This window comes from Lentibacillus kimchii (genome assembly GCF_055381965.1).
In genome coordinates, this window is sequence record NZ_AP043934.1 from 1,245,446 (window position 1) to 1,264,922 (window position 19,477).

Genomic DNA, 19,477 nt, shown 5'->3' on the forward strand with positions numbered 1-19,477 from the left:
AAGGGGTTTGATCATGAAGCGTGTATCGTCTGTAACGGTAAGGAAACGTATGATTTTCGTTTTTCTTGCTGGTTTGCTAATGTTCACGATTATTTCTGTCCGTCTTGGCTATGTGCAATTTGTTTTGGGAGATGACCTGATGGAACTTGCCGATGAATCATGGAGCCGGGATATCACGTTTGAGCCGGAACGCGGAAACATCCTGGACAGGCATGGTGATGTATTAGCGGAAAATGTGACCGCCCCTTCCGTGATTGTCGTTCCGAAACAAATCAAACATCCACAGAACACAGCAGAGGAAATGGCTGATATACTTGGTATCTCCGAACAGGATGCCTACGACTATGTAACCAAGGATGCTGTTTATACAAGAGTGCACCCGGACGGAAGAAAAATAAGCGATGAACAGGAAGAAGCTTTCAGAACATTGAATTTAGACGGGATCTACTTAGCAAAAGATTCGAAGCGTCATTATCCTTATGACGATTATTTATCTCATGTGCTGGGATTTGCTGGTATCGATAACCAGGGATTGATGGGGCTGGAACAGTATTATAATGACAAGCTTGATGGTGAATCAGGCAGTTTATCATTTTATTCAGATGCCAAAGGCCAGAAACTCGATCAAATAGCAGATGATTATCAAGCGCCAGAAGATGGTATGGACCTGAAAACAACAATCGACTCTAGCGTCCAGACGATTATGGAGCGGGAACTGGATCTTGCTGTCTCAGAATATGATCCGGATGGTGCTCTGGCCATTGCAGTGGACCCTGATAACGGCGGGGTATTGGGAATGGCGACACGGCCTAATTTTGACCCGGAGAATTATCAAAATACTGATCCGGAAATATATGACCGCAATTTGCCGATATGGAAAACTTACGAGCCAGGATCCACATTTAAAATTATTACGCTGGCCTCGGCGCTTGAAGAAAATGTCGTTGACCTAGATGAAGACGAATTCTATGATGATGGCGCTATTTCTGTCGATGGGACACAGCTGCATTGCTGGAAAAGCGGCGGGCACGGACGCCAGTCGTATCTCGAAGTTGTACAGAATTCCTGTAACCCCGGATTTGTCCAAATGGGACTCGACCTTGGCAAGGAAAGATTATTCAGCTATATTGATGATTTCGGGTTTGGAAAGAAAACAGGCGTTGATTTGCGAGGAGAGGGAAATGGCATTCTATTTGACCCCGATAATATTGGGCAGATTGAACTGGCTACAACGTCATTTGGTCAGGGCGTTTCGGTAACGCCAATTCAGCAGGTGATGGCTGTTTCCGCAGCGGTCAATGGCGGTAAATTATATGAGCCCCATATAGCAGAAAAATGGCTCGATCCACAAACGGAAGAAGTCGTGGAGGAAGAGGAACCTGTATTAAAAGAAAATATTATTTCTAAGGATACATCGAAAGAGGTGCGAAAAACACTTGAAACGGTTGTTGCTGAGGGAACTGGCCGTTCTGCCTATGTTGATGACTACCGTGTTGGCGGTAAAACCGGTACTGCTCAGAAAGTAGGTCCTGATGGCAATTACTTGGCAAATAACTATATTGTCTCCTTTATGGGATTCGCACCAGCTGATGATCCGGAAATCGTTGTCTATGTAGCGGTGGATAATCCGAAAGACACCTCTCAATTTGGCGGTGTTGTTTCAGCACCGATCGTGGGCAATATTATTGGTGACAGCTTAAGAGAGATGGATGTAGAACCACGTGATGAGGGACCAGAAAAAGAGTATACTTGGCCGGATGAACCCAAAGTTGAAGTGCCGGATCTGATAGGCATCGATAAACATGAATTGATGGAATACCAGACAAACTTATCGATTGAAACGAGCGGTTCGGGGGACTATATTGTCGATCAGGAACCAAACCCGGGTACAAAAGTTGAAAAAGGAGAAAAAATTAGAATTTATCTATCTGACAAAAATGCATCGTGAACCGCTCGTTTTTTTGCTATAATAAGGTGGAACTTATTCAGTGCAGGTATTCATCCTGCTGATAACGAGAAATGTTAACTTCAGAAGACAGTAACCGGTGTGTACCGGTTACTGCTTACGAATGCAGTTCAGAATAGGGTGTTTGGTATGAAATTACAGGATTTACTTGAGGTATTGCCGTTTTATTATGCAGACGGTGATATAAGCGAAATCGACATTAATACAGTTAAGGCTGATTCCAGACAGGTTACAGAAGGAAGTCTGTTTGTTTGTATCACAGGCTATACAGTTGATGGTCATGATTTTGTGGAAGAAGCTGTGAAGCAGGGGGCCTCTGCAATTCTTTCAGAAAAAGAAGTGACAGCCTCTGTTCCGGTTATCCAGGTGGCCGATACATCCCGGATAATGGCTAAAATGGCTGTCAGATTTTATGGGTATCCTACACAGCAAATCCCGCTTATTGGTGTTACTGGAACGAATGGCAAAACGACGGTCACTTATTTGCTGGAGTCGATCTTTAAAGAATTTGAAAAGAAAACAGGTGTCATTGGAACCATTCAAAAGAAAATTGGAGATAATGCTTATCCTGTCGATAATACAACGCCTGATGCGCTCTCGTTACAAAAAACATTTCAGGACATGGTTGATGAACACGTTGAAACAGCTATCATGGAGGTGTCCTCCCATGCTTTGGATATGGGAAGGGTTCACGGTTGCGATTTTGATATAGCTGTGTTTACAAACCTCTCACAGGATCATCTGGACTATCACCACGATATGAATGATTATTTACATGCCAAAAGTCTTTTGTTTGCCCAGTTAGGGAATACTTATAACAGCAACCAAAAAAAGTTTGCTGTTATAAATGAGGATGATGCTCACAGCGGCTTTTTGAAGAAAAGCACAGCTCAGCATATTTTAACGTACGGCTGCGGAGTTGATGCACAGGTAAGAGCGGACAATATTTATTTAGATGTAATGAAAACCACATTTACCTTAAACACACCGGCTGGTTCTGTGCTAATTAACAGCAGCCTGATCGGTCAATTCAATGTGTATAATATGCTGGCGGCAAGTGCTGCTGCCATAAGTGCTGGAATACCGCTTGCGGTTATTAAAAAGGCACTTGATCAAATGTCAGGTGTGAGTGGCCGATTTGAACCAGTTGACGGGGATCAGGATTATGCCGTTATTGTCGACTATGCTCATACGCCTGATTCATTAGAGAACGTGCTGCAAACGATTCGAGGCTTTACTAAACATAACGTCTATGCCGTTGTTGGCTGCGGCGGTGATCGTGACAAGGCAAAACGGCCAGTAATGGCATCGATTGCCCTTAAGTACGCGGATCAGGCTATCTTCACATCCGATAATCCGCGTACGGAAGCTCCACTGGCGATTTTGGATGACATGGCTGCCGGGTGTCAGACAGATAATTATGTCATAATCGAAAATCGGCGGGAAGCTATATCCCGCGCCGTTAATCAGGGAGAAACAGGCGACATTATCTTGATTGCCGGAAAAGGGCATGAAACGTATCAGGAAATCCATCATACTCAGCATCATTTCGACGACCGCGAAGTGGCACAGGAAGCGATTCAGAGCCGGAATCTGAAGGAGGATCAATGATGCTGTTTACAACAGAGTGGCTTGCAGAGACTATGACTGGCCAGGGCAAAGAAGCATTCAAGACGGCAATTGCGATTCTGGAGGTGACGACCGACAGCCGAAAGCAAACTGAGAACGCTTTGTTTGTTCCTTTAACCGGCGATCGTTTTGACGGCCATGATTATGTGGAGCAGGCTGTCAGTAATGGCGCTGTCGCAGTACTGTGGCAAAAAAATAAACAGCTGCCCATTGCTTTACCGGATGATTTCCCTGTTTTTTACGTGGAAAACACCTTGATTGCTCTGCAACAGCTTGCAACAGCATATCGGGACCTGGTGAAACCTGAAGTTATTGCTGTAACCGGGTCAAATGGCAAGACAACAACAAAAGATTTACTTGCCTCAATTATCCGGACATCGTTTAAAACCCACTATACGGAAGGTAACCTGAACAACCAGATTGGTGTCCCGCTGACGATTTTATCCATGCCGGCCGATACCGAAGTAGTCGTGACGGAAATGGGTATGAATCATGCAGGTGAAATCGCTGCACTTAGTCACATAGCTAAACCTGATTATGCTGTCATCACAAATATTGGTGAGTCACATATTGAATACTTAGGTTCAAGAGAAGGCATTGCTGAAGCCAAGCTCGAAATTGTTCAAGGCATGACAGATCAAGGTTGTTTATTGATTGATGGTGATGAGGAGCTGTTAAACAGTGTTCACGACAAGCCTCATGTTCTGGCGTGCGGTTTTGGTGACAGCAATGACGTCATAATCAAAGCGGTAAATGTAACAATCAACTCGACATGGTTTCAGCTGTCCGGTGATTGTGACTACAGTACCCCGCTGCTCGGCAGGCATCATGCGCTGAATGCAGCATTTGCGGTTACGATTGGCAAACTGCTCAACATAAACCATGCGAAAATTAAACAGGGTCTGTCGGCACCGGAGAAGACATCTATGCGGTTTGAATTAATAAACGGCAGAAATGGTTCTTCTCTAATTAACGATGCATATAATGCCTCACCGACGTCTATGAGAGCAAGTATCAACGTTGTCAGACATCTGAGAGGCTTCAATGAAAAAGTGCTCATTCTGGGTGATATGTTTGAACTTGGCGACAGATCCAAACAGCTGCACCGTTCAGTGGCAGACAGCATTGATTCTTCTGTCACTGCTGTCTTTACAATAGGAAACCATGCCGGTGAGATTTCCTCAGCTGTCAAGCAGCGCTATCCATCAATTGATTGCCGGCATGCTGCTTCAAAAGAAACGCTTGAGAATGCTGTTGCGGCGTATGCCAGAGATGGTGTGCTCATCTTGTTCAAAGCGTCACGAGGCATGCAATTTGAAGTTTTGGTTGACCATTTCAGTGAATGAACGAAAAAACTATGGACGGTTGCTGCAAGAGGAGGAGAAACAGTGAGTATCTATGTATTAATGATGACAATTGCGATATCATTTTTGATCACCGTCCTTCTGTCACCGATTTTCATTCCCTTTTTACGGCGTTTGAAGTTTGGTCAGAGCATTAGGGACGAAGGACCCCAGTCACATCTGAAGAAAGACGGTACGCCTACGATGGGCGGTGTTATGATTGTTATCAGTGTTGCTGTCACATCGCTTATTATGGTCGGTAAATCCAGTAGCTCGATTGGCTATGAAACGTGGCTGCTTATTTTTGTGATGGCCGGTTACGGATTTCTCGGGTTTCTGGATGATTTCATTAAAGTCGCGATGAAGCGAAACCTGGGTCTGACGTCAAAACAGAAAATGATAGGACAAATTGTGATAGCACTTGTCTTTTATTTTATTTTACATATGAATGATTATGCTACCTACATTCAAATTCCGGGCACCTCTGTCCAGTGGGATCTTGGCTGGGGCTATGCGCTCTTGACCATAGTGATGCTCGTTGGGGCATCCAATGCCGTTAATTTAACGGATGGACTCGATGGACTGCTTGCAGGTACGGCAGCGATTGCGTTTGGGGCTTTTGGGATACTGGCCTGGTATGGGATCCCGCAAAACGAGATCGCCATCTTTGCATTAGCAGCAGTTGGCGCTCTATTGGGCTTTTTAGTCTTTAACGCCCATCCTGCCAAAGTATTTATGGGGGATACAGGCTCACTTGCCCTAGGCGGTGGTCTGGCCGCTATTGCGATTTTAACGAAGCTGGAAATCATTTTAGTGATTGTAGGCGGCGTGTTTGTTATCGAGACGCTGTCAGTCATTCTTCAAGTTCTGTCGTTTAAGATAACTGGAAAGCGAATTTTTAAAATGAGTCCGCTGCATCATCATTATGAGTTACTGGGGTGGTCAGAATGGCGCGTTGTGACCACTTTTTGGATGATTGGTCTGATTTTTGCAGCGCTCGGTATATATATTGAGGTGTGGATAGGTTGAAAGAGTTAAAAAATTTCCCTTACAGTCATATACTTGTATTGGGCTTGGCGAAGAGCGGAACGGCTGCCGCCAGGCTATTACTGCAAAACGAAAAGCATGTGCGTGTTAACGATAAACATACAGCACTGGATGATCCGGTGGTTCAGGAATTGACAGCAATGGGAGCTGAGGTTATAACAGGTTCACATCCTCTAGAGGTTCTGGATGGTATTGATGCCATCATTAAAAATCCTGGGATCACTTATGATATGCCACTGTTGCAGGAGGCCTCTAGCCGGGGTATCCCGATCATGACGGAAATTGAGCTTGCCGGAAGCCTGGCTGATACTGATATCATCGGGATCACTGGTTCCAATGGCAAGACAACGACCACGACGCTTACAGCGGAGATGCTGCAAAAAGGCCATCAACCTGTTAAAGCTGCCGGTAATATTGGGTATGCTGCCTCAGAAGCAGCTCAAGCACTTGAAAAAGATGAAAAATTGGTTCTGGAATTATCATCGTTTCAGTTGCTGGGGATTAACAGATTTAAACCTAAAATAGCGGTGCTTTTAAATATTTTTGAGGCGCATCTTGATTACCATAAGACATTTGAGAATTATAAAAATGCCAAGAGCAGGATTTTTATTAATCAGACAACTGATGATTATTTAGTGTATAATGCTGATAACGCTGTTGTCGCAGAAGCTGTCATGTCTGCTGAATCGGTCAAAATTCCTTTCTCTTTAACTAAACGGCTTAATGAAGGAGCTTGGGCCGATGAGACAAGTATTTACTACAAAAATGAAGAAATTATCGCAAAGCGTCATATAGCCCTGGCGGGTGATCATAACCTGGAAAACATTCTTGCTGCTATCTGTGCTGCCAAGCTGAGCGGTGCTTCTAACGAGGCAATTGCGGATGTCCTGACAACGTTTGCTGGGGTGAGACACCGGCTTCAGTTTGTGACAAATCTAAACAACCGATTATTTTATAATGACTCTAAGGCAACGAATCTGCTTGCGACACAGAAGGCATTAAACGCCTTTACGCAGCCTGTGATTCTGATTGCTGGCGGTCTTGACCGCGGCAACGAATTTGATGATTTGAAGCCTTACCTAAAAAATGTCAAAGGGATGGTCCTGATAGGTGAGACGCAGGATAAATTAGCGCGAACTGCGGCAGAAGCGGGTGTAGACAGTATAGAAAACGTTTATACAATGGCGGATGCCGTTAAGCAAGCTTATAATCTGTCAAAAGATAATGACGTTATTTTACTTTCACCAGCTTGTGCCAGCTGGGATCAGTATCAGACATTTGCTGAAAGAGGTAACATGTTTATACAAGCCGTGCATACATTAGTGTAGGGGCTTGTTTACATAAATAGAAAGGCCAGTTTCCTTTTGTGGCCAATCACATGATAAGCAGCTAAGACAGCCCCTCCATCCAATTATGTGGAAACGGGGTGTTTTTTTGTTTCGCCAACTTTTTTCCTCCAAAAACAAACCTGACTACGCACTGCTCGGGATTATTTTTTTATTGTTGCTGATTGGTATTGTAATGGTTTACAGTTCGTCTTATGTATGGACAGATTATAAATTTGATGACCCGTATTTTTATCTTAAACGCCAGCTTCTGTTTTCAGCTGTCGGCATTATCGGGATGTTTGTATTTATGATGATTCCTTACAGTACCTGGAAAAAATATAGCAGCGTTATTTTGCTTGTTTGTTTTATATTATTACTGGCTGTTCTGATCCCAGGAATTGGTATGATACGAGGCGGGGCGCGGAGCTGGATTGGTGTTGGTGCTTTCAGTATACAGCCTGCAGAGTTTATGAAACTCGGTCTGATTATTTATTTGGCTGTTTTTTTATCTTCGCGGCAAAAGTATATTACATCGTTTAAAAAAGGCTTTTTCCCTTCGCTAATTCTAGTATTCACAGCATTTGGCCTTATTATGCTGCAGCCGGATCTCGGTACAGGGATTGTGCTGGTCGGGACATGCATGGTCATGATTTATGCTGCTGGTGCCAGGCTGCTGCATTTTTTGGGACTTGGTCTCATAGGACTGGCTGGCTTTATTCTGCTGATTGTCTCGGCCCCTTATCGGCTGAGCCGGGTCACAGCCTTTATCAATCCGTGGGAGGACCCTTTAGGGGACGGGTTCCAGATTATCCAATCATTATATGCCATCGGACCCGGCGGTTTAATGGGACTTGGTCTGGGTGACAGTATTCAAAAGTATTTTTATCTGCCCGAACCCCAAACGGATTTTATTTTCTCAATTATTGGCGAAGAATTAGGGTTTCTGGGTGGAACCTTTGTCCTTGTTTTGTTCGCTCTATTATTCTGGCGTGGCATCAAAGCTGGACTGGAAGCACCAGATGCCCATGGGAAGTTTTTGGCACTTGGCATTGTTTCGATGCTATCCATACAGGTTATGATTAACATCAGCGTTGTTATCGGGCTGATTCCCGTGACTGGTATTACGCTTCCTTTCTTAAGTTACGGCGGGTCATCACTGGTATTGACCCTTTGTTCAGCGGGCATTTTATTAAATATCAGCCGGCACGCCAGAATGTAGATGGATTCAGCAGAAAAACAGTTTAATTGGAAAAAAGTTTATTGGTTATATTAACGAAATATATGATATAATCAGATATGCACGTATAAAAAGGCACAAGCAGATGCCTTTTTTTCTGGTTATTATGAATAGTGTATGACTGTAGCAAATCCCGTTTGAACTGGGATTTTAACATGATTATGGTATTAGAATTTGATTATGAAAATAAGGGACGAAACTGGATGGGCAAAAAAAATGTCGTTTCAATTGAAGATCGTATTCCCACATTGAAACAGGAACGTAAAAAGAAAGCCAATCGCCGTCTTATCTTCTATTTGTCACTTTTTTTTATTTTAATTGCCGTCATTGTCTACTTGCAATCACCGCTCAGTGATATCAAAACAATAAATGCTTCCGGCAATTCGATAGTGGAAGAAAGTAAGGTGATTGACATATCTGGTATTCAAACCGGAACAAATATATGGACGGTTGACAAGACAGATGCCCGCGAAAAACTCCAGGAAAATCCGGTTATTCAAGAGGCTGAAGTCAATCGCGATTTGCCATGGACCGTTGATATTAAGGTTACTGAAGTAAACTTTGTTGGCTCTGTCAAACGCGATAATGAACAGATTCCCATTTCAGGAAATGGCAAGCTTCTACAGGATACAGACCAAACGTCTATCGGTGGAAATGTGCCGTTTTTAATTGATTTTACCGAAGAAGATCATTTACAGCAAATGGCAAAAGAATTGGGCGAATTACCCGCAGCGATTCTTAACCTGATATCTGAAATCCACTGGCAGCCAACTGATAACAATCAGGATAAAATTACTCTGTTTATGAATGATGGCTACACAGTTGACAGCACGATCAGACATTTTGCTGACAACATGCGCGTTTATCCGTCGATTGTTCAGCAGCTGGAATCAGCCAGTGATGAAGGAATTATACATATAGGCGAAGGTGTCTACTTTGAGAAGTTTGATTCAGAGCATAATGCTGAGATATCCGATAATAATTCGGATAACAGCACTTAATAGGTGTGAATCCTGAATAAAAATCAAGAAAATACAAGGTTTTTGCTGTTTTTCTCTAGAAATGATTAATATATATTTTCATTTCACATGTATTCGTTTAAAATAATAGACTACAGGCTTATATAGCTAAACTGAGAAACCATCTGATTAAAACGCAAGTGTGCTTTAAACAACGTCATTGCAGTGATAGGTCAGATGCTTTTGAACCAGGAGGTGCCTTTCTTTGAACAACGGTGAAATACTAGTGAGTCTTGATATAGGTACATCAAAAATAAAAGTGATTATTGGTGAAGTGCTGCATGATTCCCTGAATATTATTGGTGTGGGGACAGCTGGATCAAATGGACTGAAAAAAGGTGCGATTGTTGACATTGATGAAACAGTTTATTCGATACGCAGTGCAATAGAACAGGCAGAACGAATGGTTGGCATGCATATTGACAGTGTGGTCGTTGGTGTCAGCGGCAGTCACATTCAACTGCAGTCATGCCATGGTGTTGTAGCTGTTCAGAGCGAAAATCGCGAAATAGGTGATGACGACATTCAACGGGTGATCGATGGAGCCCAGGTTGTTTCAATACCACCGGAACGTGAAATTATTGATGTGATCCCGAAACAGTTTATTGTCGATGGACTAGATGAAATAACTGATCCGCGCGGGATGATTGGTGTCAGACTGGAAATGGAAGGAACTATAATCACCTGTTCCAAAACCGTCTTGCATAATCTCTTGAAATGTGTGGAACGCGCAGGGCTGAATGTTTCTGATATTTGCTTGCAGACACTCGCTGCGGGAACAGTGGCCTTGTCCAAAGATGAGAAAAATCTCGGTGTCACCTTAATTGATATGGGCGGTGGTTCTACGACAGTTTCCATCTTTGAAAATGGCTATTTGGCAGGGACAAGTGTCGTTCCTTTGGGGGGCGACAACATTACCAAAGACTTGTCTATTGGCCTAAAGACATCGACGGAAGATGCTGAAGACATAAAACTGAACTATGGACATGCTTTTTATGATGATGCCCGAGAAGATGAAACGTTTGATGTGACCATTATCGGCAGTAATCATAAAGAGACATTTAACCAGCTGCAGATCGCCGATATGATTGAAGCCAGACTGGAGGAAATCTATGCCTATGCTGAACGCGAAATACGTCGCATGGGTTACCAGCAATTGCCTGGAGGCTATGTTCTGACAGGTGATACCATGAAAATGCCAGGTGTCATGGAACTGGCTCAGGATTTGTTTCAGGCTAATGTCCGGGTTGCTATTCCTGACTATATAGGTGTAAGAGAACCGCAATTCACGGCAGGCGTAGGTATCTTGCAATTTGCGTATCATAATGCGAAAATACAAGGAAAAGAATTATTGCCTCCTGTGGCGGCCAGTCAGGATGAACCTAAACCAAAACGGGCACGAAACACAGGTGGCTCAGATGCACCAGCTGAACCGAAGAAGAAAAAGAAATCGGGTATTGCAAATCTATTTAAGTATTTCTTTGATTAACAAATGAAAGTTATGAGTCTATGAAAATCTGTATTCAGGTGTGCTCATCCAGCAATGACAGTATTTAATGTGATGCAATTCAGCATTTAGGAGGAACGGATGTATGTTAGAGTTTGAAACGAATATGGATCAATTAGCAACAATAAAAGTTATAGGTGCTGGCGGTGGCGGAAGCAATGCTGTTAACCGTATGATTGAACATGGTGTAGAAGGCGTTGATTTCATTGCCGTTAATACTGACGCCCAGGCTTTAGATCTGTCAAAAGCAGAAACAAAATTACAAGTCGGCGGAAAACTGACACGCGGGTTAGGCGCCGGCGCTGATCCGGAAGTGGGCAGAAAGGCTGCTGAAGAAAATAAAGAACAGCTGGAAGAGGCGCTGCAGGGTGCTGATATGGTCTTCGTAACAGCTGGCATGGGCGGCGGTACAGGTACAGGTGCTGCCCCTATCATTGCTAATATTGCCAAGGAAGTTGGAGCTTTGACAGTAGGTGTGGTCACTCGGCCATTCACGTTTGAAGGCAAAAGAAGGTCGACACAGGCAAGCTCTGGTATCGATTCGTTAAAGGCAAGTGTCGATACACTCATTGTTATTCCGAATGACCGTCTGCTGGAAATTGTTGATAAAAATACGCCAATGCTGGAGGCGTTCCGTGAAGCTGACAACATACTGCGCCAGGGTGTCCAGGGTATATCGGATCTAATTGCCAAGCCTGGACTCATCAATGTTGACTTTGCTGACGTGAAAACGATTATGCTTGATAAAGGGTCTGCATTGATGGGCATTGGAATTGCAACAGGCGAAAATAGAGCTGAAGATGCTGCCAAGAAGGCTATTTCATCACCGCTTTTGGAGACATCCGTCGATGGAGCCAGCGGCATTCTGATGAACATTACAGGCGGCGTTAATTTAAGCCTTTATGAAGTCCAGGAGGCTGCCGACCTGGTGACATCAGCTGCAGATAATGAAGTTAATGTTATCTTCGGTTCAGTGATTAACGAAAATCTAAAAGATGAACTTATTGTAACCGTTGTGGCAACGGGCTTTCAGGAAAACCAGCAAGAGGATGACAGGCCTCGTCAGCGTCCGGTTATTAACCATAATCAGCATGCCGCAACAAAATCTTCTGATGAGTCATCCCAGCCATCCCGTGAGCAGGGAAATAATCAGCGGCAGAATCAGCAGAGCCGTCCAAATAACCAAGATGATGAATTGGACATTCCTGCCTTCTTACGCAACCGGAATCGTAACAGATAGGAACGTTTCTGTCCCGAAAAGGAATACCCTGATAAAAAAGCAATCAGATCAGATCTGATTGCTTTTTTATTGATCTCTAAAAGTACCTCCTGGAAATGAAATTACTGATTGCTTTTATAAAGAATACTTCGAACGTTTTTCCTGAACGACATGTTATGTGAAAAGTCGTTAAAATTAGCCCTTCATTCTGTACATAATCTGACAGACTTTGCTGTCAGAGACTACTATACTAGTTGGTAGAAGATCTATGAAAATTGAATAGGTGCTCGTGGAAATAATAAGACGCGTGAAGGGAAGATATCTGTGTGACCATTTATCTGGATGCCGTCTGGCTTTTGAATTTTTTTCTGGATATGATGCTGCTTATGCTGACACAGATGCTGGCAAAGGACAGCACAAGGAAATTGCGGATCATGTTCGGTGCTTTTGTTGCGTCGTTGCTGGTGCCTTTAATGGTGTATTATCCGTCCTCATTCTTTACGACACTGCCAGGTAAATTGCTGTACTCCATTATCATTATTGTATGCAGTTTTCGGATTCATACCATTTATCAGCTAATAAAACGGTTGCTTCTATTTTATTTCACAACATTTTCCATAGGAGGTGGATTAATCGCCATACATTTTCTGCTTCAGAGCCCGGTTTCACTGTCAGCAGGTGGTGCATTGACCTTTAATGCCGGTTATGGTGATCCGGTCAGCTGGGGATTTGTACTGACAGGATTTCCGCTTGTATGGTATTTCACAAAAAACCGTATGGACAAGCATACAGCGGAAAAAATCCGGTATGATCAATTATGTCCGGTTACGATTCAAATCGGCCAGAGCTGCTATACGACAACAGGGTATATTGACAGTGGAAATCAACTGTCGGATCCCTTGACCAAAAAGCCAGTGATTGTATGTGACAGCTTTTTTCTAAAGCAATGGTTCACTGATTATGAGTGGGATATGCTGAGAACGGCTCATGACCAATTAGATTTCAGTGTTCTTCCAAATGACTGGGAAAATCGCTTGCAAATTGTTCCGTTCCAGGGTGTGGGCGGCAGCCGCACGTTCATGCTGGCACTTAAACCAGAACAGGTGACGCTTGTCTATAATGACGATGAGATTCAAACACGAAAAGTGCTGATCGGTATTCAATTTGCTCATTTAACAAAGGACCAATCTTATCATTGTTTATTGCATCCGCAAATCATTAAAAATGCTGTACCCATTTCAGCCTGAAGGTTAGATTGTGTCTTGATCAGAAAGCATGCTCAGGTACTGACATTGATTTAAAAAACTGGAAAGGAGCGACTCAAGTTGAAACTTTTAAAACTTCGTCTGCGCTTATGGGCGTACAAACTGCTGTTTAAGCTGGGACTTAAAACGGATGAGATTTATTACATAGGCGGCAGTGAAGCCCTCCCGCCGCCATTATCAAAAGAAGAAGAAAAACGTTTATTGGAATTGCTTCCGAAAGGTGACCAATCCGCCAGAGCTATGCTGATTGAACACAATCTGCGGCTGGTTGTCTATATTGCCCGAAAGTTTGAAAACACCGGGATTAACATAGAGGATCTGATCAGTATTGGCACTATCGGGCTGATTAAAGCAGTCAATACGTTCAATCCTGAAAAGAAAATTAAACTGGCTACTTACGCTTCCCGTTGTATTGAAAATGAGATATTAATGTATTTAAGGCGAAATAATAAATTAAAGTCTGAAATCTCCTTTGATGAGCCCTTGAATATTGATCTGGATGGCAATGAATTATTGCTGTCAGATGTGCTTGGCACTGATGAAGATATCATTACCCGGGATATTGAAACCAATGTCGATAAAAATCTGCTCAAAAATGCTCTGACACAGTTAAACCCCCGGGAAAAAGAGATTATGGAACTTCGATTTGGTCTGATTGGTCAGGAAGAAAAAACGCAAAAAGATGTAGCAGATATGCTGGGCATTTCACAATCTTATATTTCCCGTCTGGAGAAAAAAATTATCCGGCGTCTGCAAAAAGAATTTAATAAAATGGTGTGACTTACGTGAGACGTGATTTCAGGCGAATTATCACGTTCCAGTCATCATACCTGACTGCATAAAAACCATCCTCCGCGGAGATACTGCTCATGAACAGCATTTCCATCAGGAGGGTGAATCATGACAAAACATAAAGTCGAAATTTGCGGAGTTGATACATCAAAGTTACCCGTATTAAAGAATGGTGAAATGCGTGAATTATTTAAACGAATACAAGATGGTGATTTAGCAGCAAGGGAGGAACTGGTGAATGGCAACTTACGTCTCGTGCTAAGTGTTATTCAGCGTTTCAATAATCGCGGTGAATATGGTGATGATTTATTTCAGGTTGGCTGTATTGGACTTATGAAATCAATCGATAATTTTGATTTGCGCCATAATGTAAAGTTTTCCACGTATGCTGTCCCAATGATTATCGGTGAAATCAGACGCTATTTGCGGGATAATAATCCGATTCGGGTGTCAAGATCTTTGCGGGATACCGCTTACAAAGCACTGCAAGTCAGAGAAACACTCATTAATAAAACCTCCAGAGAACCGTCCGCTATGGAAATCGCTAAAGAGATGGAGGTTGATCATTCCGAAATTGTATTTGCCATGGATGCTATACAGGATCCTGTTTCCCTTTTTGAGCCCATTTACAATGATGGCGGCGATCCGATATATATCATGGACCAGGTGAGTGATGATAAAGATAAAGATTCGGCATGGGTTGACAAACTGTCTTTGAAAGAGGGCATGTATCAGCTTGATGACCGTGAAAATTCAATCCTCAATAAACGGTTTTTTCAAGGAAAAACCCAAATGGAGGTCGCTGATGAAATCGGCATATCACAAGCTCAGGTTTCCCGGCTGGAGAAGTCGGCGATTGACCAGGTAAATAAAGAAATGTTCGAATAATATAGAACGGTAAACAGCAAATAGCAGTGCTGCACTTATAGCATTTCAGAGCAGAATTCAATAATGGCTGCATACGACCTCAACATTAATTTGGGGTCTTTTTCTTGTTTTCCTGCTCAGTCGTTTTTGGGCAGCTGCCAGCATAATATTTTGCCCATATGTATGCATATAATGCCTTAATAAGGCAGGTGAACTTGATGATAACGTTATCTGAACTGCAAGTAAAAGAAGTTATTGTGATGACCAGCGGGAAACGGCTTGGGCACATATCTGATCTGGAAGTAGACGGCGATTTGGGAAAAATTACAGCACTCGTGATCCCGATTAAAGACAAAGCATCAGGTTTTTTCGCTAAGTCGGATGAAATGATTATACCCTGGCATTATATTGAAGTGATCGGTACCGATGTGATTCTAGTTCACGAGATAACGTCTCCTTCTTTATATCCGGACCAGCAATTGCTCGAATAATCACAGAAGTATGATAAAATAGGGTCAAGGTAGATAGAAGGAGGCTATACATGCTAGAGCCGTTTCAGCAGCAGACAGATATAAATTTGGCGCTCACGGAATGGGAGCATCGAGTGCCAGGGCTGAAAGCTGGTTTTACAACACATAACAGCGAGCAAGAAAGGCTCAACATGGGATTATATACAAACGATCAGCCGGATAAAGTCATAAATAATCGGCGACAGCTGGCAAGTCGTGTCGGATTCCCCCTGGAAAGCTGGGTTGCCGGCGAACAAATACATCAGACAAAGACCCATTTTGTAACTGAAAAAGACAAGGGCAAAGGTGCAGCTGACTATACAGCGTCATTAAAGGGAACGGACGGTCTGATAACACATAAAACGGGGATACTCTGTACAGCCGTATTTGCCGATTGTGTTCCGCTCTTCTTTCTGGATCCGGTTACAGGTTATATCGGCTTGGCGCACGCTGGCTGGAAAGGAACTGTTGCCCGTATGGGTCAAAAAATGGTTGAAGCGTTCCAGGCAAGAGGAGCTGATCCTGCAGCGATGCTTGTTGCCATTGGACCATGTATTTCCCGCGATGTTTATGAGGTGGATGAAGAAGTCATTCGTCATATTCCCAGTGCGCTGCGCGAAAAGACCGTAACATCCCTGGATGATCACCGTTTTTTGGTTGATTTGAAGCAATTAAACATCGAAATCCTTTTACAACAAGGTATTTTCCGTCATAATATAGACGTAACAAATTATTGCACGTTCCGAGATGAATCACTATTTTTCTCGCACCGGCGCAGCCGTGGAAATACTGGGAGAATGCTTGGTTATATTGGATATGAAAAATGATTACCGGGAAGGACATGGCTATTATGGATGCTGCAGCTAATTTACGCCAAATCAATGCTAATATTCAACAAGCTTGTGCTAATAGTAATCGCAGTCCCAATGAAATTACCATCATTGGTGTGACGAAATATGTTACAATAGAACGTGCAGAAGAAGCTGTGAATGCAGGAGTCCGTCATCTTGGTGAAAATCGCCTGGAAGGCCTGCGAGAGAAGCAGACCCGTCTACAGGACAGAGCTGCCTGGCATTTCATTGGTACACTGCAGTCAAAAAAAGTCAAAGACGTGATCACAAAAGTCGATGCCATCCATTCGCTTGACCGGATGTCGCTGGCCAAAGAAATTAATAAACGTGCTGAAAAGCCGGCAGACTGTTTTGTTCAAGTGAATGTGGGCGGCGAAGAAACAAAGCATGGCCTTAAACCTGATGAGACACTAGCGTTTATTAAAGATCTGAAAAACTTGGAAAATGTGCGGATAGCTGGCCTTATGACAATGGCGCCGTACACAGACGATGAACAGCGTCTGCGCCGTTTTTTCAGGGAAATGGTTTCTCTAAGGGATACTGTAAAGGCTGAGCAGCTTCCTCATGCTCCTTGTCCGTATTTGTCCATGGGCATGAGCAATGATTACCAGATTGCAATAGAAGAAGGGGCAACACATATACGCATCGGGTCCAAGCTTGTAGGAGCTTGAAAACGGGGTGACAAAATGAGTATTAAAAATAAAATAAAGACTTTTTTCACAATGGAAGATGATTATGAGTATGTTGATGAAGAGGAATCAATGGATATGAACGATCCTCAGCAACAGCAGACCAAAAAAAGCAACGTGGTTAACTTAACGGCAATGGAAGGGCCGGCATCGAAAGTTGTGTTATGTGAACCGCGTAATTACAATGAGGCACAGGAAATAGCTGATAATGTCGTTAACAAACGAGCCGTCATTATTAACCTGCAGCGGGTTGATTACCAGCAAGCCAAACGTATCATCGATTTCCTCAGTGGAACCGTGTATGCTGTTAATGGCGATATCCAAAAGCTTGGTGACGAAACATTCCTGTGTGCACCTGATAATGTCGACGTTTCGGGTTCCATTACCGAGGCATTTCTTGAAGAAAACGAAGAACATAATAAAGGATGGTAGCAAATGATGCAATCACTATTCAGCCTGCTGTCAGTGGCGTTGGAACTGTACAGTTTTGCTATAATAATCTATATACTTATGTCCTGGTTCCCCGGGGCACGCGAATCATCAATTGGCACTTTTTTGACCAAAATCTGTGAACCGTATCTTGAACCGTTCCGGCGCATTATCCCTTCAATTGGTATGATTGATATTTCCCCAATTGTAGCCATTTTAGTTCTGTCTTTTGCCAGAAGTCTTGGACTGCCTGTCCTGTTTAGCTGGCTTTAGAGGTTCGTAGTCATGGATATCTATCAGCATTTTCGAAAAGAAGAGCAGCCTTTTATTGATCAGGTGCTGTCCTGGCTGGACCAGGTGGAAAAAACATACCAAAGCAAACTGACGGATTTTCTTAACCCGCGCGAACAGAAAATTGTTGACATGCTTACTGGGACAAGCATGATGGATCTGAGGGTTCTGAAACACGGCGGGAGCATAAATGCTGAGCGGCAGCGGGTCATCATTGCCCCAGAGTATGAAGAAGTGACAGAAGACGCGTTTCAGCTCACCTTGCTGCAGGGAACTTATCACACAAAATTTGTCAGTCTTACTCACCGTGATGTAATGGGTGCTTTTCTGTCTATCGGACTTAAGCGCCAAAAACTCGGCGATATTATAGTTGAGAATGGTTTGGTTCAAATTATAACGGCCCAGGAAATGGCCCCTTTCGTTCTGACCAATCTGACAGAAATCAAGCATACACATACACGTCTCTCGGAAAAGCCATTGTCATCTGCGGTGGCCGGAAGCGGAGACTGGGTGACATCTGATCATATCGTCACCTCATTGCGGCTGGATACAGTGGTAACAGCTATTTATCGCCTCTCCCGAAAAACGGCAGCCGACATGATCGCAAAAGGCTATGTAAAGGTTAATTATCAAGTGATTGACGACCGCAAATTTTCGGTGGATGCAGGTGACATGATTTCGATCCGGGGGAAAGGTCGGAGCAGGCTGGTTAGCTTTAACGGTTATACGAAAAAAGATAAGGTCAGTATTACCGCTGCAATTTTAAAATAATTGGCTGAAATAGCAGGATTTTTAGTGTTTCTGTCGAAATTACTGTCTTTAGAAGGCGAATGTAAAACGGAACCGGATGGTTGGATGAACCCGCATCTTTTAATAATCGGGAAGCATTGAAGGAGGTGCCCTGCGTGTCATTAACACCGCTGGACATTCATAATAAAGAGTTTACAAGAGGTTTTCGAGGCTATGATGAAGATGAAGTGAACGAATTTTTGGACCAGGTTATTAAAGACTATGAAGTTACGATTCGCGAGAAGAAAGAATTGCAGGAAAAAGTGGATGAACTGAATGAAAAACTGAGTCATTTCACGAGTATTGAGAGCACACTTAATAATTCGATTCTGGCCGCCCAGGAAACGGCGGAGGATTTGAAAGGCAATGCCCAGAAAGAATCCAAACTTATCATTAAGGAAGCTGAGAAAAACGCTGACCGGATCGTCAATGAATCGTTGAATAAGTCACGACGGATTGAAATGGATATAGAGGAACTGAAAAAACAGGCAAATGTTTTCCGAACGCGATTGAAATCGCTCGTGCAAGCACAGCTCGATGTCATTGATTCAGGTGACTGGGATGATTTATTCACTGAGAAAGAAGACGAGGAAAATCCGGACTACAGCGAAGACGCGTCGAAATATGCAGAAACCAAAAGCTAGACCTTGACGTTTACGGCTATTTTACATATAATGCTTATAAACTAATATGCCATATG

19 protein-coding genes are annotated in these 19,477 nt (G+C 43.2%); all 19 read left to right on the forward strand.

Annotated features, from left to right (window positions below):
- Nucleotides 1-13: 13 nt before the first annotated feature.
- The 19 genes from ACZ444_RS06755 (at nucleotide 14) to ACZ444_RS06845 (ending at nucleotide 19,421) form a co-directional block, all read left to right on the forward strand.
- Nucleotides 14-1,948 (forward strand): stage V sporulation protein D, encoded by a 1,935-nt coding sequence (locus ACZ444_RS06755; RefSeq protein WP_382357193.1) that lies wholly within the window; start codon nucleotides 14-16, stop codon nucleotides 1,946-1,948.
- A 147-nt stretch (nucleotides 1,949-2,095) separates the two neighbouring features.
- Nucleotides 2,096-3,577: a UDP-N-acetylmuramoyl-L-alanyl-D-glutamate--2,6-diaminopimelate ligase gene (locus ACZ444_RS06760; protein WP_382357194.1), complete on the forward strand. Its 1,482-nt coding sequence runs from the start codon at nucleotides 2,096-2,098 to the stop codon at nucleotides 3,575-3,577.
- Nucleotides 3,577-4,941, forward strand: coding sequence for a UDP-N-acetylmuramoyl-tripeptide--D-alanyl-D-alanine ligase (locus ACZ444_RS06765; protein WP_382357195.1), 1,365 nt, complete (start codon nucleotides 3,577-3,579; stop codon nucleotides 4,939-4,941). The genes ACZ444_RS06760 and ACZ444_RS06765 overlap by 1 nt, the downstream gene beginning before the upstream one ends.
- A gap of 60 nt (nucleotides 4,942-5,001) precedes the next feature.
- Nucleotides 5,002-5,967, forward strand: coding sequence for a phospho-N-acetylmuramoyl-pentapeptide-transferase (gene mraY / locus ACZ444_RS06770; RefSeq protein WP_382357361.1), 966 nt, complete (start codon nucleotides 5,002-5,004; stop codon nucleotides 5,965-5,967).
- Nucleotides 5,964-7,313, forward strand: coding sequence for a UDP-N-acetylmuramoyl-L-alanine--D-glutamate ligase (gene murD, locus ACZ444_RS06775; protein ID WP_382357196.1), 1,350 nt, complete (start codon nucleotides 5,964-5,966; stop codon nucleotides 7,311-7,313). Before mraY ends, murD begins: the two co-directional genes overlap by 4 nt.
- 106 nt (nucleotides 7,314-7,419) lie before the next feature.
- Entirely contained in the window at nucleotides 7,420-8,532 is a 1,113-nt protein-coding gene (gene spoVE / locus ACZ444_RS06780) for a stage V sporulation protein E (protein WP_382357197.1), read from the forward strand.
- A 173-nt stretch (nucleotides 8,533-8,705) separates the two neighbouring features.
- A complete protein-coding gene (locus tag ACZ444_RS06785; RefSeq protein WP_464433754.1) occupies nucleotides 8,706-9,551 on the forward strand; it encodes a cell division protein FtsQ/DivIB in 846 nt (281 codons plus the stop codon).
- A 223-nt stretch (nucleotides 9,552-9,774) separates the two neighbouring features.
- Nucleotides 9,775-11,058 (forward strand): cell division protein FtsA, encoded by a 1,284-nt coding sequence (gene ftsA, locus ACZ444_RS06790; protein ID WP_382357199.1) that lies wholly within the window; start codon nucleotides 9,775-9,777, stop codon nucleotides 11,056-11,058.
- A 103-nt stretch (nucleotides 11,059-11,161) separates the two neighbouring features.
- A complete protein-coding gene (gene ftsZ, locus ACZ444_RS06795) occupies nucleotides 11,162-12,316 on the forward strand; it encodes a cell division protein FtsZ (protein WP_382357200.1) in 1,155 nt (384 codons plus the stop codon).
- Between the two features lie 305 nt (nucleotides 12,317-12,621).
- On the forward strand, nucleotides 12,622-13,542 hold the full coding sequence (gene spoIIGA / locus ACZ444_RS06800; RefSeq protein ID WP_382357201.1) for a sigma-E processing peptidase SpoIIGA: 921 nt from the start codon (nucleotides 12,622-12,624) through the stop codon (nucleotides 13,540-13,542).
- 78 nt (nucleotides 13,543-13,620) lie between these two features.
- Complete coding sequence (gene sigE / locus ACZ444_RS06805) at nucleotides 13,621-14,340, forward strand: RNA polymerase sporulation sigma factor SigE (RefSeq protein WP_382357202.1); 720 nt, start codon at nucleotides 13,621-13,623, stop codon at nucleotides 14,338-14,340.
- A 120-nt stretch (nucleotides 14,341-14,460) separates the two neighbouring features.
- A complete protein-coding gene (gene sigG / locus ACZ444_RS06810; protein ID WP_382357203.1) occupies nucleotides 14,461-15,240 on the forward strand; it encodes an RNA polymerase sporulation sigma factor SigG in 780 nt (259 codons plus the stop codon).
- 197 nt (nucleotides 15,241-15,437) lie between these two features.
- Nucleotides 15,438-15,710, forward strand: coding sequence for a YlmC/YmxH family sporulation protein (locus tag ACZ444_RS06815; protein WP_382357204.1), 273 nt, complete (start codon nucleotides 15,438-15,440; stop codon nucleotides 15,708-15,710).
- 50 nt (nucleotides 15,711-15,760) lie between these two features.
- Nucleotides 15,761-16,555 (forward strand): peptidoglycan editing factor PgeF, encoded by a 795-nt coding sequence (gene pgeF, locus ACZ444_RS06820; protein ID WP_382357205.1) that lies wholly within the window; start codon nucleotides 15,761-15,763, stop codon nucleotides 16,553-16,555.
- 23 nt (nucleotides 16,556-16,578) lie between these two features.
- Nucleotides 16,579-17,250, forward strand: a complete 672-nt coding sequence (locus ACZ444_RS06825; protein WP_382357362.1) for a YggS family pyridoxal phosphate-dependent enzyme — start codon at nucleotides 16,579-16,581, stop codon at nucleotides 17,248-17,250.
- A 15-nt stretch (nucleotides 17,251-17,265) separates the two neighbouring features.
- Nucleotides 17,266-17,700, forward strand: a complete 435-nt coding sequence (locus tag ACZ444_RS06830; RefSeq protein WP_382357206.1) for a cell division protein SepF — start codon at nucleotides 17,266-17,268, stop codon at nucleotides 17,698-17,700.
- A gap of 6 nt (nucleotides 17,701-17,706) precedes the next feature.
- On the forward strand, nucleotides 17,707-17,970 hold the full coding sequence (locus ACZ444_RS06835; protein ID WP_382357363.1) for a YggT family protein: 264 nt from the start codon (nucleotides 17,707-17,709) through the stop codon (nucleotides 17,968-17,970).
- 12 nt (nucleotides 17,971-17,982) lie between these two features.
- Complete coding sequence (locus ACZ444_RS06840) at nucleotides 17,983-18,759, forward strand: YlmH family RNA-binding protein (RefSeq protein ID WP_382357207.1); 777 nt, start codon at nucleotides 17,983-17,985, stop codon at nucleotides 18,757-18,759.
- A gap of 134 nt (nucleotides 18,760-18,893) precedes the next feature.
- A complete protein-coding gene (locus tag ACZ444_RS06845) occupies nucleotides 18,894-19,421 on the forward strand; it encodes a DivIVA domain-containing protein (protein WP_382357208.1) in 528 nt (175 codons plus the stop codon).
- The last annotated feature ends 56 nt before the right edge of the window (nucleotides 19,422-19,477 follow it).

What these genes read in the sequence shown, in the direction of transcription:
- ACZ444_RS06755 (WP_382357193.1), top strand. Translation starts at nt 14, where the DNA reads ATGAAGCGTGTATCGTCTGTAACGGTAAGGAAACGTATGATTTTCGTT.
- ACZ444_RS06760 (WP_382357194.1), top strand. Translation starts at nt 2,096, where the DNA reads ATGAAATTACAGGATTTACTTGAGGTATTGCCGTTTTATTATGCAGAC.
- ACZ444_RS06765 (WP_382357195.1), top strand. Translation starts at nt 3,577, where the DNA reads ATGCTGTTTACAACAGAGTGGCTTGCAGAGACTATGACTGGCCAGGGC.
- mraY (WP_382357361.1), top strand. Translation starts at nt 5,002, where the DNA reads ATGATGACAATTGCGATATCATTTTTGATCACCGTCCTTCTGTCACCG.
- ACZ444_RS06785 (WP_464433754.1), top strand. Translation starts at nt 8,706, where the DNA reads ATGATTATGGTATTAGAATTTGATTATGAAAATAAGGGACGAAACTGG.
- ftsZ (WP_382357200.1), top strand. Translation starts at nt 11,162, where the DNA reads ATGTTAGAGTTTGAAACGAATATGGATCAATTAGCAACAATAAAAGTT.
- sigG (WP_382357203.1), top strand. Translation starts at nt 14,461, where the DNA reads ATGACAAAACATAAAGTCGAAATTTGCGGAGTTGATACATCAAAGTTA.
- ACZ444_RS06815 (WP_382357204.1), top strand. Translation starts at nt 15,438, where the DNA reads ATGATAACGTTATCTGAACTGCAAGTAAAAGAAGTTATTGTGATGACC.
- pgeF (WP_382357205.1), top strand. Translation starts at nt 15,761, where the DNA reads ATGCTAGAGCCGTTTCAGCAGCAGACAGATATAAATTTGGCGCTCACG.
- ACZ444_RS06825 (WP_382357362.1), top strand. Translation starts at nt 16,579, where the DNA reads ATGGATGCTGCAGCTAATTTACGCCAAATCAATGCTAATATTCAACAA.
- ACZ444_RS06830 (WP_382357206.1), top strand. Translation starts at nt 17,266, where the DNA reads ATGAGTATTAAAAATAAAATAAAGACTTTTTTCACAATGGAAGATGAT.
- ACZ444_RS06835 (WP_382357363.1), top strand. Translation starts at nt 17,707, where the DNA reads ATGCAATCACTATTCAGCCTGCTGTCAGTGGCGTTGGAACTGTACAGT.
- ACZ444_RS06840 (WP_382357207.1), top strand. Translation starts at nt 17,983, where the DNA reads ATGGATATCTATCAGCATTTTCGAAAAGAAGAGCAGCCTTTTATTGAT.